The sequence below is a fragment of the Kitasatospora sp. NPDC059327 genome (assembly GCF_042752535.1).
GTDB lineage: Bacteria > Actinomycetota > Actinomycetes > Streptomycetales > Streptomycetaceae > Kitasatospora.
The window spans coordinates 19,719-32,599 of the sequence record NZ_JBHYYB010000014.1 but is presented as its reverse complement, the minus strand read 5'-3'; the positions used below and the strand labels follow the sequence as shown (position 1 = coordinate 32,599).

At 74.3% G+C, this 12,881-nt stretch carries 13 protein-coding genes; 5 read left to right on the top strand and 8 right to left on the bottom strand.

Annotation, left to right across the window (positions count from 1 at the left end; translation table 11 throughout):
* Positions 1 to 116: 116 nt before the first annotated feature.
* Both ACFXHB_RS11475 and ACFXHB_RS11470 read left to right on the top strand, forming a co-directional pair.
* Complete coding sequence (locus tag ACFXHB_RS11475) at positions 117 to 1,106, top strand: ABC transporter ATP-binding protein (RefSeq protein ID WP_380573758.1); 990 nt, start codon at positions 117 to 119, stop codon at positions 1,104 to 1,106.
* Between the two features lie 92 nt (positions 1,107 to 1,198).
* A complete protein-coding gene (locus ACFXHB_RS11470) occupies positions 1,199 to 1,774 on the top strand; it encodes a helix-turn-helix domain-containing protein (protein ID WP_380573757.1) in 576 nt (191 codons plus the stop codon).
* A 7-nt stretch (positions 1,775 to 1,781) separates the two neighbouring features.
* Here the strand turns inward: ACFXHB_RS11470 and ACFXHB_RS11465 are convergent, their stop codons facing one another.
* The 4 genes from ACFXHB_RS11465 to ACFXHB_RS11450 form a co-directional block, all read right to left on the bottom strand.
* A complete protein-coding gene (locus ACFXHB_RS11465) occupies positions 1,782 to 2,669 on the bottom strand; it encodes a dihydrodipicolinate synthase family protein (protein WP_380573756.1) in 888 nt (295 codons plus the stop codon).
* A 1-nt stretch (position 2,670) separates the two neighbouring features.
* Positions 2,671 to 3,480 carry an aldolase gene (locus ACFXHB_RS11460; RefSeq protein ID WP_380573755.1) on the bottom strand — a complete coding sequence of 270 codons (810 nt, stop codon included), beginning with the start codon at positions 3,478 to 3,480 and terminating at the stop codon, positions 2,671 to 2,673.
* Between the two features lie 230 nt (positions 3,481 to 3,710).
* The gene (locus tag ACFXHB_RS11455; RefSeq protein ID WP_380573753.1) at positions 3,711 to 4,769 is read right to left on the bottom strand and encodes a TIGR04222 domain-containing membrane protein; all 1,059 of its coding nucleotides are present in this window, start codon (positions 4,767 to 4,769) and stop codon (positions 3,711 to 3,713) included.
* A 96-nt stretch (positions 4,770 to 4,865) separates the two neighbouring features.
* Positions 4,866 to 5,051, bottom strand: coding sequence for a hypothetical protein (locus tag ACFXHB_RS11450; protein ID WP_380573752.1), 186 nt, complete (start codon positions 5,049 to 5,051; stop codon positions 4,866 to 4,868).
* 447 nt (positions 5,052 to 5,498) lie between these two features.
* On the opposite strand from ACFXHB_RS11450, the gene ACFXHB_RS11445 reads away from it, so the two are divergent.
* A complete protein-coding gene (locus ACFXHB_RS11445; protein ID WP_380573751.1) occupies positions 5,499 to 6,104 on the top strand; it encodes an AAA family ATPase in 606 nt (201 codons plus the stop codon).
* Between the two features lie 139 nt (positions 6,105 to 6,243).
* Positions 6,244 to 6,996, top strand: a complete 753-nt coding sequence (locus ACFXHB_RS11440) for a thioesterase II family protein (RefSeq protein ID WP_380573750.1) — start codon at positions 6,244 to 6,246, stop codon at positions 6,994 to 6,996.
* Between the two features lie 85 nt (positions 6,997 to 7,081).
* Here ACFXHB_RS11440 and ACFXHB_RS11435 read toward each other — a convergent pair whose 3' ends face one another.
* Positions 7,082 to 7,909 carry a lipase family protein gene (locus ACFXHB_RS11435; protein ID WP_380573749.1) on the bottom strand — a complete coding sequence of 276 codons (828 nt, stop codon included), beginning with the start codon at positions 7,907 to 7,909 and terminating at the stop codon, positions 7,082 to 7,084.
* Between the two features lie 276 nt (positions 7,910 to 8,185).
* On the opposite strand from ACFXHB_RS11435, the gene ACFXHB_RS11430 reads away from it, so the two are divergent.
* Positions 8,186 to 10,036, top strand: a complete 1,851-nt coding sequence (locus ACFXHB_RS11430; protein WP_380573748.1) for a S8 family serine peptidase — start codon at positions 8,186 to 8,188, stop codon at positions 10,034 to 10,036.
* A 123-nt stretch (positions 10,037 to 10,159) separates the two neighbouring features.
* Here the strand turns inward: ACFXHB_RS11430 and ACFXHB_RS11425 are convergent, their stop codons facing one another.
* From ACFXHB_RS11425 to ACFXHB_RS11415, 3 genes are read right to left on the bottom strand one after another with little or no spacing between them, the layout of a single operon-like run.
* Complete coding sequence (locus ACFXHB_RS11425) at positions 10,160 to 11,236, bottom strand: alcohol dehydrogenase catalytic domain-containing protein (RefSeq protein ID WP_380573747.1); 1,077 nt, start codon at positions 11,234 to 11,236, stop codon at positions 10,160 to 10,162.
* 9 nt (positions 11,237 to 11,245) lie between these two features.
* Positions 11,246 to 12,049 carry a sugar phosphate isomerase/epimerase family protein gene (locus ACFXHB_RS11420; protein WP_380573746.1) on the bottom strand — a complete coding sequence of 268 codons (804 nt, stop codon included), beginning with the start codon at positions 12,047 to 12,049 and terminating at the stop codon, positions 11,246 to 11,248.
* Complete coding sequence (locus ACFXHB_RS11415; protein ID WP_380573744.1) at positions 12,046 to 12,834, bottom strand: SDR family NAD(P)-dependent oxidoreductase; 789 nt, start codon at positions 12,832 to 12,834, stop codon at positions 12,046 to 12,048. The genes ACFXHB_RS11420 and ACFXHB_RS11415 overlap by 4 nt, the downstream gene beginning before the upstream one ends.
* Between the last annotated feature and the right edge of the window lie 47 nt (positions 12,835 to 12,881).

Genomic DNA, 12,881 nt, shown 5'->3' with positions numbered 1-12,881 from the left:
CCGGACCGGCCACCGGCCGACGACGAGGCAGCCGGCCGGACGGTCGGCGAGGGAACCGACCCGTGGCAATCGCGACCAGGAGCGCGCCCAGGCGCGGCGGCGACAGGAGATCAGTGGTGAGCAGTGTGTCCGAGGGCGGGGCGGTCGTCGAGGTCCCGACGCTCGACGAGTTGCGGCAGCGGGCGCTGGCGGCCGCGGCGCCGCGGGTGGCCGCCGGGGACGCGGCGATCGTCTGCGAGCGGTTGGTGCGGATCTTCAGCGCCGAGGGCGTGGAGGTACAGGCCCTGCAGGGGCTGGAGCTGACGATCCGCCAGGGTGACCTGGTCGCTCTGGTGGGCGCGTCGGGCAGCGGCAAGTCGACGCTGCTGACGATCCTGGCCGGGCTGGACGTGCCGACCGCCGGGACGGCCACCGTCGCCGGCTGCGACCTGCTGGAGATGTCGACCCGGGAGCGGCTGCGCTACCGCCGTGAGGTGGTGGGCTTCATCTGGCAGCAGACCGCCCGCAACCTCCTCCCCTTCCTGACCGCCGCCGAGAACATCGCCCTGCCGATGCAGCTGCGCGGCCGCTCCGGTGGTGGGGCGCGGGCCAAGCGGCAGGCGGCCCGGGTGGCCGAGCTCCTGGAGGCGATGGACCTGGGAGACCTCGCCCACCGGCGGCCCGCGGAGCTCTCCGGCGGCCAGCAGCAGCGGGTGGCCATCGCGGTGGGCATGGCCAACAACCCGCCCGTGCTGCTCGCCGACGAGCCGACCGGTGAACTCGACTCCGAGACCGCCGCCGGGATCTTCGAGGCCTTCCGGACCGTCAACCGGGAGCTGGGCGCGACCGTCGTGATCGTCACCCACGACCCCATGGTCGCCGCCGAGGTCCGCCGTACCGTCGCCATCCGCGACGGCCGCACCAGCAGCGAGGTGCTGCGCCGGACGGTGACGGACGAGCACGGCGAGGAGTCGGTGAACGAGCGCGAGTACGTGATGCTCGACCGGACCGGGCGGGTGCAGCTGCCGGTGAAGTTCCTGGAGGCCCTGGGGATGGAGCACCGGGTCGCCGTCGACCTGGGCGCCGACCACATCGCCGTCCGCCCCGACGACATCGACGGTCACTGACCGACGGAGCCGAACCGCTGCCCGGCCCCACGGCACCGGGGCCGGGCAGCGATGGGATACTGAACCGGACGTTCCGGGGTGAGAGGTGCCGCATGAGCAGCCGCGTGAGAGTGCTGAGGAAGCAGAACCGGCTGAGCCTGGAGGCGCTGGCGGCGCAGGTCGGCGTGACCAAGAGCTACCTCTCCAAGGTGGAGCGGGGGCTCAGTGATCCCTCGATCTCGACCGCCCTCAAGCTGGCGCACGCGTTGAACGTCGATGTCGGCCGGCTGTTCTCGGAGGACGTGGAGCCCGAGCTGGTCACGGTGGTCCGGGCCGGCGAACGGACGCCGATGGCCGACGGCGCCGGCCGCGGCGGCCCGCACTACGAGGGCATCGCGACCGGCCTCAGCGGCAAGCGGATGGTGCCGTTCATGATGTACCCGCCGGTCGAGCCGGCCGACTCGCCCTTCAAGTCCCACGCGGGTGAGGAGTTCTTCTTCGTCCATGCCGGGACGGTCGAGCTGGAGTTCCCCGAGCGGACGGTCGAACTCGCGCCGGGGGACAGCGTGTACTTCAACTCGGCGCTGCCGCACCGCTGCCGGAGCACCGGTCCGGAGCCGGCCGCGATCCTCGTGGTGATCCACGACGACCCGGCCGGCCCGTCGGACCGGGTGCCCAGCCTGCCCTGACGGCGGGTCAGTCCAGGGTCGCGAGCAGCTCGGCCAGCCGGCGGGTGCGCTCGTCGTCCAGCGGCAGCAGCGGCCGGCGCGGCTGTCCGACGTCCAGGCCGCGCAGCGCCAGTCCGGCCTTGATCGTGGTGGGCAGTCCGCCCCGGAGGATGAACTGCAGGACGGGCAGCTGGCGGTAGAAGGCCTGGCGGGCGGCGTCCAGGTCGCCGACCCGCACCGCCCGGTGCAGCTCCAGCACCGCCTCGGGTATCAGGTTCGGCGCGGCGGTGCACCAGCCGGCCGCGCCGGCGGCGAACGCCTCCAGTGCCAGCGGGTTGCTGCCGTTGAAGAACGGCAGTTCGCCACCGGTGAGTTGGGTGAGGCGGTGCATCCGCTGCACATCGCCGCTGCTCTCCTTCACCATGGTGATGTTCTCGACCCGCTCGACCAGCTCGACCATCAGCTCGGGGGAGAGGTCGACACCGCTGGTGGCGGGGTTGTTGTAGATCATCACGGGGATCGAGACCGCGCCCGCGACCTCGGTGAAGTGGCGGGTGATCTCGCGCTCGTCCAGCTTCCAGTACGACAGCGGCAGGACCATCACCGCGTCGGCGCCCACCTGTTCGGCGAACCGGGCCCGGCGGACGGCGTTGCGGGTGGTGAGGTCGGCGATGCCGACCACGGTCGGCACCCGCCCGGCCACCGCGCCCACCGAGGTCTCGGCGGCGGTGAACCACTCCTGGTCGTCCAGGTAGGCGCTCTCCCCGGTCGAGCCGAGCGGTGCCACGGCGTGGCAGCCGGCCTCGACCAGGCGGTCGATCAGGGTGGTCAGGCGGGCGGTGTCGAGACCGCCGTCGGTGGGGGAGAACGGGGTCACCGGGTAGGCGATGATCCCTTCCAGGGGCGTACCGGCCATGTCAGGCACCGCCTTCCGGGGCGAAGGTGTCGAGCGCGTCGCCGTGGCCGGCCCGCAGGGCACGGCGGGCGTAGTAGCCGAAGGAGGCCTGGCCGCGCTTGGGGGTGGAGATCCAGTCGTGCGCCTCACGGGCCAGGAGGTCGGGGATCTCCTGGATCCGGCCGGCGGCCGAGGCCAGCAGCTGGAGTTCGGCGGCCCGCTCGAACAGCACGGCGAGGACGCAGGACTCCTCGACGGTGCCGGTGGCCACCAGTTGCCCGTGATGGGCCAGGAGCAGTGCGCGCTTGTCGCCGAGCGCGGCGGTGATGATCTCGCCCTCCTCGTTGCCGACCGGGATGCCGGGCCAGGTCTCCAGGAACGCGCAGTCGTCGTAGAGCGGGCAGAGGTCCATGTGCGAGACGACCAGCGGCTTCTCCAGCATCGACAGCGCGGAGATGTGCAGCGGGTGGGTGTGGATGACGCAGGTGACGTCCGGGCGGGCCCGGTAGACCCAACTGTGGAAGCGGTTGGCCGGGTTGGCCATCCCCTCGCCCTCCAGCACGTTGAGGTCCTCGTCCACCAGCAGCAGGTTGGACTCGGTGATCTCGTCGAAGCCCAGGCCCAGCCGCTGGGTGTAGTAGGTGCCGGGCTGTTCGGCGCGGGCGGTGATCTGGCCGGCCAGTCCGGAGTCGTGGCCGGCGTCGAACAGGATCCGGCAGGTGAGCGCGAGCTTCTGCCGGATCGTCCAGTCGTTGTCGGGGATGGCGGTCAGCATTCTCCGGTGGGCGAGGTCCACCAGGTCCGCCTTGGCGGCGGTGAGGGTCTCTGCCATGGCCGTGCTTCTCCTTCGGTCGGGAACGCTCGGGCGCGGCGCGGCCGTCGGGCAGGCACCGGCGCCGTGTCACCCGCCGGGGAACCGCGGGTGGACACGTTGTTCACCATAGGACACGTCGTGTCCTGGCGTCGACACCGCCCGCCGGTCGGACGGCCGGGTGCCTCGCGCACTGCGGTCCGCCGTGCCGTTCTCGTCCAGCCCGTCCGCCCGGCCGGGCCGCCCCGGGGTCAGAGGCCCCCGCCGCAGCCCCCGCAGCCCCCGCACCCTCCCCCGCCCCCGCAGCCCGAGCCGCCCCCGCAGCCGGAGGACCCGCCGCACCCCGAGCCGCCGCAGCCGGACGCCCCGCACCCGTGGCCCGCGCCGCCGTCCCCGCCCCAGCCGCCGGCGCCCACGCCGCCGTCCCCGGGCTGCCAGCCGGTGCCGGACGCGGCCTGGGCGCGCACGGCCTCCTCCCACGCCGAGGCGGTGATCAGGGCGGTCTGGAGTGCCGGATCCGCCACCGACGGCGCGCCGTTGACCGCCACCGCGCCGAGGACCGTGAGCCCCGCCGCGGACACCACCGTCGCGGCGATGTGCGGACGCTGCTTCGGTACCGAGTGGAGGGTCGTCGTGCGGATCCGGTGGAGCTCCCGGCGCACCCAGACCGGCACCTGCTCCCGCCCGGGGCCGACCAGCCGGACGAGCAGCGCCATGGTCGCGGCGGCCGCGATCACGATCAGCAGCACCCACCAGGTCGGCCGGTGCGCGGAGTCGTCGACCAGGGCGACCGCACCGGCGACGCCGAGCACCAGGGCGGGGGCCAGTGGCGCGGCCAGCACCACCTGCCGGGCCCGGGCGTAGCGGCGCCGCACCGAGCGGCTGACCAGCAGCCGGTCCTTCTCCAGCCGGTCGCCGATCCCCTGGACGGCGGCGCTGCGCGCGACCTCGGCCCGCAGGGTGGTCAGCTCCACGCTGCGCAGCGGGCCGACGGCCTCGATCAGCGCCTGCTCGACCGGGTCGGCCGCCGCCGTCCCGTCGGCGGTCGCGCCGGTTCCGGTGTCCGTCAGGGTGACCTTGCCCGCCCGGGAGACCACGAGCCGCCCCTGGCCCTCCATCGTGACCAGGACGGTGTCCACCACCCGGCCCGGACCACCGGCCAGGAAGGCCACGTCGAGCAGCGACAGGTCCCGGCGCAGGATGTCCGCCCGGTTGACGGCGTGTTCCCTCGCCAGCGCGCCCCCGAGGCCGATGAGCCAGGCCGCCGCCGTCAGCCCGGCCGCGCTCCAGAAGTACACGTCATGCCACACCCGTCGGCCCCCCTGCCGCGGCGCCCCGCGCGCCCGTGAGCCGAGGGTCTCGTCACCAGCCCTTCCCCGCAAGGGCTTTGGGGATTTCCGGCCTGCTCAGCCGTCGCCGCCCGGGGGCCGGATCAGCCCGCTGCGCTCGGCGTCCTCGCGCAGGTCCCGTTGCGGGTCCCGCCGGCTGCCGCGGTCGCCCCGGGCGGCGGCGGTGCAGAGGGCGAAGACGAGCAGGGCACTGGCCGCCACGGCGAGGATGCCGAGCGCGGTCAGGACGCGGAGCCAGGTCACGGCAGGTGCCTCCGGAGGGCGGTGCGACGGGAGTTGTGCCGGGGATATCGGCAGGACGCCCCGTAGGGTCGAGTGTCCACGGGCGGTTCCGTGGTGCACCCGCCGTCGGTGTGGTTGCGTGCGCGGGCGGTCGAAGCATCGGCAGCGCGCGGTACCTCGCCGATCTGCGCCCCTGGTACGCCTGTGCGCCTCTTCCGGACGACCGGCCGGACAGGCGGGCCGGCGAATGGACGGCCGGCCGGCGCCCCACCGGTCTGACCGTCCATCACATCATCAATGCGTCCGGGGAGTGCGTCAGGCGTGGAACAGACGGGGACCGCGCGCTCCGGCAGACGGTCGGTGTTGTTATCGTTCCAGGTCGAGCACCGACGGGGATGAGTGAGCAGGATGGACAGGCCGACCACGCCGGGCGGGCGCACCGCGGTACGGCAGGGGACACGGACCGGGATGGAACCGCGAGGCCTGGTCGACCTCAGGGGGGCGGCCGGCGCGGCCTTCACCGTCCACTACCCGCCGGACGCCGTCGTGGTGGTCTCCGGACTCCCCGGCAGCGGCAAGAGCACCCTGCTGCGCCGCTGGGCCCGGACCAGGGCGGCCGCCACCGTCGACCCCCGGGCCGTCCACGAGGCCTGCGCGGCGGTGATGCCGGCCGCCCTGCCGTACGCGGTCTACCGGCCGTGGGCCCGGGTGGAGCACTTCCGCCTGCTGCGCGCCTCCGTCCGCCGGGGCGGTCCGCTGCTGGTGCACGACTGCGGCAGCCGGGCCTGGATGCGCCGCTGGCTGTCCGGCGCGGCCGCCCGCCAGGGGCGCGAACTGCATCTCGTCCTGCTGGACGTCGGCGCCGCCACCGCCCTCGCCGGTCAGCGGGAGCGCGGCCGCTGGGCCCCGCGCCGGGCCTTCGCCCGCCACCGCACGGGCCTCGACCGGCTGCTCACGGCGTTCACCCGGCACGCCCGGGGCGAGGTCCCGACGCCCACCCCGGAGGCCGCCTCCGTCCTGCTGCTCGACCGGGTCTCCCGGGAGCGCGCCGCCGCCGTCCGCTTCGGCTCCTAGGGGACCGGGCGGGGGCGACCGTGGCGGTGCGCGGGACCGGGTGGCGTGCGGGACCGGGTGGGGCGTGGTGCCCGGTGGGGAGGCAGGGGAGACTGGGGCGGAAGAGCAGCAGCTGATCCGTTCTCAGGGAGTGTCCCGGATGGCCCGCAGTACCACCGTCGAGAGCCCGTGGTTCCGCCGTTTCCGCCCCGTCGACACGGCACCCGCCCGGGTCGTCTGCTTTCCGCACGCCGGTGGGTCGGCGAGCTACTTCCTCGACTACGCCACCGCCCTGGCGCCGTACGCCGATGTGCTGGCCGTGCAGTACCCCGGCCGGCAGGACAGGTTCGGCGAGCCGGGGATCGACTCGGTCGACGTCCTCGCGGACCGGGTGTACGAGGCGCTGCTGCCCTGGGCCGACCGGCCGTTGACCTTCTTCGGGCACAGTATGGGCGCGGCCGTCTGCTTCGAGGTGGCCCGTCGCTTCGACCGCGACGGCGTGGCCGGGCCGGACCACCTGTTCGTCTCCGGCAGCCGCTCGGCCTCCTGGCCCCGGGACTCGGCCGTGCACCGGCTCTCCGACGACGGACTGCTGGCCGAGGTGTCCGAGCTCGGCGGTACCGACGAACGGCTCCTGGCCGACCCGGAGCTGCGGGCCGTCATCCTGCCGGCGCTGCGCAGCGACTACACCGCGATCGAGACGTACCGGTCCGAGCCGGACGCCGTCGTCCCGCAGCCGATCACCGCGCTGACCGGGGACGCGGACGCGCGCGCCACCCTGGAGCAGGCCGGTGACTGGGCCCGGCACACCAGCGGCGCCTTCGCCCTGAAGGTCTTCCCGGGCGGCCACTTCTACCTGGCCGAACAGCGGGACGCGGTGCTGGAGGTGGTGGCGGCGCACCTCCGCGGGTGAGTCGCCGACCGGCGGGAGGCGGTGGGCGCCGGCGCCCACCGCCTCCGGACCGGGCCGACCCGACCGGTCGGGCCCCGCGCGCCGGTCAGCCGGTTCCGGCGAGGTTCCGCTCGAACGCGGCGAGGTAGTTCGGCAGGTGGTGGTCCCTGATCCCGTCGGTCTCCGGCGCGAACAGGTCGGTGCGCACGCCCGCGGCCCGGTCCTTCAGGCCGGCGACCAGCGGCATGGCCTCGTGGAGCCGCCCGTCCGCGTCGAAGTGGCGCAGCGCCTCGACGTGGGTGAAGACCGGCTCGGGCGGGAGCAGGGGGACGATGTCGTTGTTGTTGACGAAGCGGTAGCAGCGGTTCTTGAAGGCCGCGTTGTGGGCGCCGGCGAGCAGCCGTTCGCAAGTGCGGGGCTGGCCGAAGGTGTAGACGCCGTCGGGCAGCAGGTGCGGCTCCTCGAAGTACCAGCGGGCGCCGGCGAGCATCGCGAGGGCGCCGCCGAGGCTGTGACCGGTGAACCAGACGCTCTGGCCGTCGGTCCGCAGTTCCCCGAGGGTGTCCCGGATGTCGGGGTAGACGGACTGCAGCGCCTGGTGGAAGCCGTAGTGGATGAAGCCCTGGTGCGCGGGCCCGGGGACGGGCGGGGTGGAGACGTCGGTGAGCCAGTCGTAGATCTTCCGGACCTCGGTGCCCCGGAAGCCGGTGACGATCATGCGATCGCTCGCCATCACGTAGGCCTGGGTGTCCTCGATCGGGAAAGGCATCCGGTGCGTCGACTCGAAGTGCCGGACTTCGTCGAAGCCCCAGGCACGGGCCTGCGCCTCGATGCCGGGCGGGTCGAGTGCGGCCAGCCCGGCGGCGCGGGCCATCCAGTAGGCGTGCGGGAGGGAGTAGCGGGTCGTCGAGTGGTCCAGGGCGGGGATGGGCATCGGTGTCCTCCGGAGGTTCGGGCCAGTGGCCGCCCGCCAACCTAGCCCCGTGCACGAACGAACCGGTGCCGACGGCACCGGCGTTCACCTGCACGGACGTCGGATGCGCGGGCCCGGGGCCGGTCCGGGGTGCGGGCGTGACGGGGCGACATCAAAAGTTGACACGGTTGTGACAAGTAGTCACGCGTAAAGCCTTCCCCAAGTGCTCACTGATCTGGCATGTTTCGTTCAAACTCCGTGCGAACCCCTCACGCACGGGCGGATCGGAGGACCCACGTGTCACCCCTGATATCCCGGCGGCTCGGTCGCCCGGCCGCCGCGTTCGCCGTCCTCTCGGCGCTGGCGCTGGCCGCCCCCGCCGTGACGGCCACCGCCGCCCCTCTCACGGCCGTCGCCCCCGCCGCCGCCGAGGCGCCGGCCACCGCCGGCGTGCCGACCGTCGTCGCGGCGCCCGCTGCGGCCACCGCCCCGCAGGCGGCCGCCGGTTGGGCGGCCGGGACCCGCGCCTACCTGGTGATCAGCGCGCCCGCCGACATCGCCGCCGCCAAGAGCGCCGTCACCGCCAACGGTGGCACGGTCTTCGCCGGCTACGACGCGATCGGCGTGATCGTCGCCCACTCCACCTCGGCCGGGTTCGCGGCCGCGCTGCGCGGGGTCGCCGGGATCCAGCAGGTCGGCGCGACCCGCACCTCGGACGTACCGGCCGACGCGTACAACCCCGCGCTGCCCGCCAACCCCGCCCAGTCGGCCACCACCCTCACCGAGTCGAACCGCTGGGACATGACCCAGATCAAGGCCGACCAGGCGTGGGCCGTCAGCACCGGCTCGCCCACCGTCAAGGTCGGCGTCCTCGACACCGGTGTGGACGACCAGCACCAGGACCTCGCGCCGAACTTCGACGCCGCCGACTCGGCCTCCTGCGCCTACGGGAAGGCCGACACCCGCACCGGCGCCTGGCGGGACGTCGACACCCACGGCACCCACGTGGCGGGCACCATAGCGGCGGCCAAGAACGGCAAGGGCGTCATCGGGGTCGCCCCCGGCGTGAAGATCGCCTCGGTCCGAATAGCCGAACCGACCAGCACCCTCTTCTACGCCGAGAACACCGTGTGCGGCTTCGTCTGGGCCGGTGACCACGGCTTCAAGGTGACCAACAACAGCTACTACACCGACCCGTGGCAGTTCAACTGCCCGGACAACGTCGACCAGGCGGCCATCATCGAGGGCGTCCGGCGCGCCCAGGAGTACGCCGAGGGCAAGGGTTCGCTCCAGGTCGCCGCGGCCGGCAACTCGAACTACGACCTCGCCAACAAGACGACCGACAGCGAGAGCCCCAACGATTCGACCCCGGTCACCCGGACGATCACCAACGCCTGCCTCGACATCCCCACCGAACTCCCGGGCGTGGTGACCGTGGCCGCGATGGGCAGCGGCAGCGTCAAGGCCTCCTACTCCAACTTCGGCAAGGGCGTCATCGACGTCGCGGCGCCCGGCGGCGACGGCGCCAACGGCGTCTACTCGACCCTGCCCGGCGGCAAGTACGGCACCAAGAGCGGGACGTCGATGGCGTCCCCGCACGTCACCGGGGTGGCCGCGCTGCTCGTGAGCGCCGACCCGACGCTCACCCCGGCCGGTCTCCGGGCCCGCCTCGCGGGCCAGGCCAACGACGTGGCCTGCCCCTCGGACAGCCGCTGCACCGGCACCACCGCCAACAACGCCTTCTTCGGCGAGGGCCAGGTCGACGCGCTGAAGGCGGTCGGCGGCACCACCACGCCGCCCACCGGGAAGTACTTCGAGAACCTGACGGACGCGGCGATCGCCGACAACGCCACCGTGGACAGCCCGATCGCCGTCACCGGTGTCACCGGCAACGCCCCCGCCACCCTGAAGGTCGGCGTGGACATCAAGCACACCTACCGCGGTGACCTGGTGATCTCGCTGGTCGCCCCCGACGGCACGGTCTACCTGCTGGAGGACTTCGCGAACAACGACAGCGCGGACAACGTCGCCAAGACGTACACCGTGAACGCCTCCGCGAGCGCGGCCAACGGCACCTGGAAGCTCCGGGTCAAGGACGGCGCCTCCGGCGACACCGGCACGATCGACGCCTGGAACCTCACCTTCTGATCCCGCCCCGCACCGACGGGCCGTGCCCCGTCGAGCCCGTGCTCCGCCGCCCACCGGGTGGCGGAGCACGGCCGCGCGGTGGGCGGCGGAGCACGGCCGCGGGGTGCGGGCCGGCCGCCGGGGTCACTCCCCGGGGGCGACCGTGATCAGGACCTTGCCGGGGAAGTCCGCCGCCCCGGTCGCCATGTCCATCACCCGGCGCGGGAACTCGTCGAGGCTGATCCGTCGTGACGCCAGCCGTTCGAGCGGGAAGTCGCGCGGGTGGCGCGCGTGCAGCCGGAAGCCCTCCTCGTAGTCCTCCCGGAGGCACCCGTAGGCGCCCGCCAGGTCGATCCGCTTCTCCCGGTACGTCACGGACGCGAGGCGCTCCCGCCGCCGCAGGGCGTCGACGTCCGCCCGGCCGGCCGGGAAGCTGTCGCCGCGGCGGGTGCCGCCGTAGACGAACAGGACCGCGCCGTCGGCCGCCAGACCGGCCGCGGTCGCCAGCAGTTCCGGCGTGGCGACGGTGGTCGCCACGATCACGATGTCGAAGCCGTCCCGGTGGGCCGGCGCCGCCGCGTCCGTCAGGGGGAGCACCTCGCCGTCGGCGAGGATGCCCTGCTGCCGGGCGAAGGCGCGGCGGGGCTCGCCGCGGTTGAACACCGTGACCGGCGCGCCGAGGTGGCGCGCGTACATGGCGAACATCAGCCCCGCGCAGCCGGCGCCGATGATGCCCGCCCGCTTGCCCCGCAGGGACGGCAGGCCCGTGTGGTGGAGCAGCTTGCGGAGCGCGTGCACGACGCAGGCGAACGGCTCGGGCATCCAGACGCCGTCCGGCCGGCTCGGCTCCGGTACCCGCACCACGGCCTGGTCCAGCTGCTCCTCGGTGCCGTGCACCAGGACGTACTCGGCGAAGCCGGTCGTGCGGGCGGAGGTGATGTTGGGGTTGAGGGTGACCGGCTCGCCCTCCCGGAAGCCGGTACCGGCCCCGGCGAAGGCGACGGCGCCGACGAGTTCGTGGCCGAACAGCGGGCCCCGGTCCGCCATGACGTCGCGTGAGCCGAGGATCTCCTTGACGTCGGCGCGGCAGATTCCCAGGTGGTCGGGCTTGATCACGACGGTGCCGGCGCCGAGGGCGTCCCGAGGGAAGGGGCGCGCGCCGAGGCTGACGACGCCGTCCCGCAGGGTGGTCGTGACGTAGGTGGCCGGAAGGTTCGGCAAGGCGACTCCTCAACTGGATGTCAGGGCCCGTGCGCGTGCGAGGTCGAGCGCGAGGCGCCGCAGGTCGCCGTCGCGGTAGTCGTTCTCCAGGACGAGCGCCTCGGGCGGGCCCGCCCGGGCCGCCAGCGCGGCCACCGCCGCCCGGACCCGGCCGTCCCCGGCGCCGAGGAGCTCGCGGGCCACGACGCCGTCCGTGCCGTCCTTGAGGTGGATCTGGGGCGCGATCCACTCATGGGTCGCCTCGATCAGGGCCAGCACGTCGATGCCGGCCACCCGCGGGTTGTAGGTGTCCAGCAGCAGCCGGAAGGCGGGCGCGGCGACCCGCTCGGCCAGGGCGCGCGCGTGCCGCGGGTCCAGGCCGTTCTCGTTGGCCAGCAGCAGGCCGCGGGCCTGCGCCTCGTGGGCGGCCCAGGCCAGCACGACCGCCGTCCGCTCCAGGTCCCGAGGTCCGTGGACGGCGCTGCGGCGGAAGCTCGGGACGAACGCCAGCGGCGCGCCCAGGGCCAGGGCCGTGTCGAGCACCCGGATCAGGACCCGGCGCACGCGCAGCGCGTCCCGGCTGCCCACCGGCGCGTGGAGGCCGATGTCGTTGAGGGTGTTGCCGGCGACCGCGAGCAGCCGCACCCCGTGGCGGGCGCCGGCGTCCCGGATCCGGTCCACGGTCCCCGCCGTGTCGAGCCAGGGGCCCCGGTTGGGGCCGCCGAGGTCGAGTTGGAGGCCCTCGGCGCCCATCCGGTGGGCCAGCGCGACCGCGGTGACGTGGTCACCCGGCAGCCGCCAGCCGGCCAGTCCGACGACAGGGGAGGCGGTCATGACCCCGTCCCTGACGGGATCCGGCGGCTCTGGGAGACCGGGAACCGCTCGCTCACCGGGTACCAGGCGCCCGCGCCGTCGACCACCAGATGGGCACCGTGCAGTCCGGCCCCGGCGGTGGCCGCCAGTTCCCGGGCGAGCGGGGCGAAGCTCCCCGGCGTCATGTAGGCGCTGTAGTCGAACCCCTCGGGGCGCCGGCGCCGGATCCCGGGGGTGTCGACCATGCCGGCCGGCAGGGCCTGGACGATCCGCAGGGCCTGGGTGCCGGGCGGTTCGGTGGTCTCCTCCTGCGCGACGGAGTCGAGCAGGGCCGAGGCGGCCGCCTTCGAGGCGGCGTATCCGGACCGCCCGGGCCCCGCGTTGTAGACGACCTCGGACGAGACCCCCAGGAACACCCCCGGGGCGTCGGGGCGGCGCAGGGCCGGGAGCGTCCGGGCGAGTGTCAGCCAGAGGCCGTGCAGGTTGACGTCGATCTGGCGGCGCCACTCCGCCTCGGCGCAGTCCCGGAACGGGGCCCGGCGGTCGCCGTAGTGGACCGCCGAGTAGCAGACGGCGTGCAGGGGTCCGGCGGCGGCGAGCGCCAGGTTCTCGGCGACCCGGTCGGCGTCCGTGAGGTCGGTGGCCGCCCAGCGGAGCCGCTCGGCGCCGGTCCCGGCGGGGGCCGACCGGCTGAGCACCGTGACGTCGAGCCCCGCCGCGGCCCAGGCGTCCGCGACGCCGCGGCCGATCCCGGTGGACCCGCCGACCACGAGCGCGCGCCGGCGGGTCCGGTCGAGCGCGGTCACCGGTCCCGTCGCGGGGTCTGTCGCGGGGTCTGTCGCCGGTCCCGTCG

Bases quoted from the DNA above. Each gene is read 5' to 3' on its own strand.
- ACFXHB_RS11470 (WP_380573757.1), top strand. From the start codon at position 1,199: ATGAGCAGCCGCGTGAGAGTGCTGAGGAAGCAGAACCGGCTGAGCCTG.
- ACFXHB_RS11465 (WP_380573756.1), bottom strand. From the start codon at position 2,669: ATGGCCGGTACGCCCCTGGAAGGGATCATCGCCTACCCGGTGACCCCG.
- ACFXHB_RS11460 (WP_380573755.1), bottom strand. From the start codon at position 3,480: ATGGCAGAGACCCTCACCGCCGCCAAGGCGGACCTGGTGGACCTCGCC.
- ACFXHB_RS11445 (WP_380573751.1), top strand. From the start codon at position 5,499: ATGGAACCGCGAGGCCTGGTCGACCTCAGGGGGGCGGCCGGCGCGGCC.
- ACFXHB_RS11440 (WP_380573750.1), top strand. From the start codon at position 6,244: ATGGCCCGCAGTACCACCGTCGAGAGCCCGTGGTTCCGCCGTTTCCGC.
- ACFXHB_RS11435 (WP_380573749.1), bottom strand. From the start codon at position 7,909: ATGCCCATCCCCGCCCTGGACCACTCGACGACCCGCTACTCCCTCCCG.
- ACFXHB_RS11420 (WP_380573746.1), bottom strand. From the start codon at position 12,049: ATGACCGCCTCCCCTGTCGTCGGACTGGCCGGCTGGCGGCTGCCGGGT.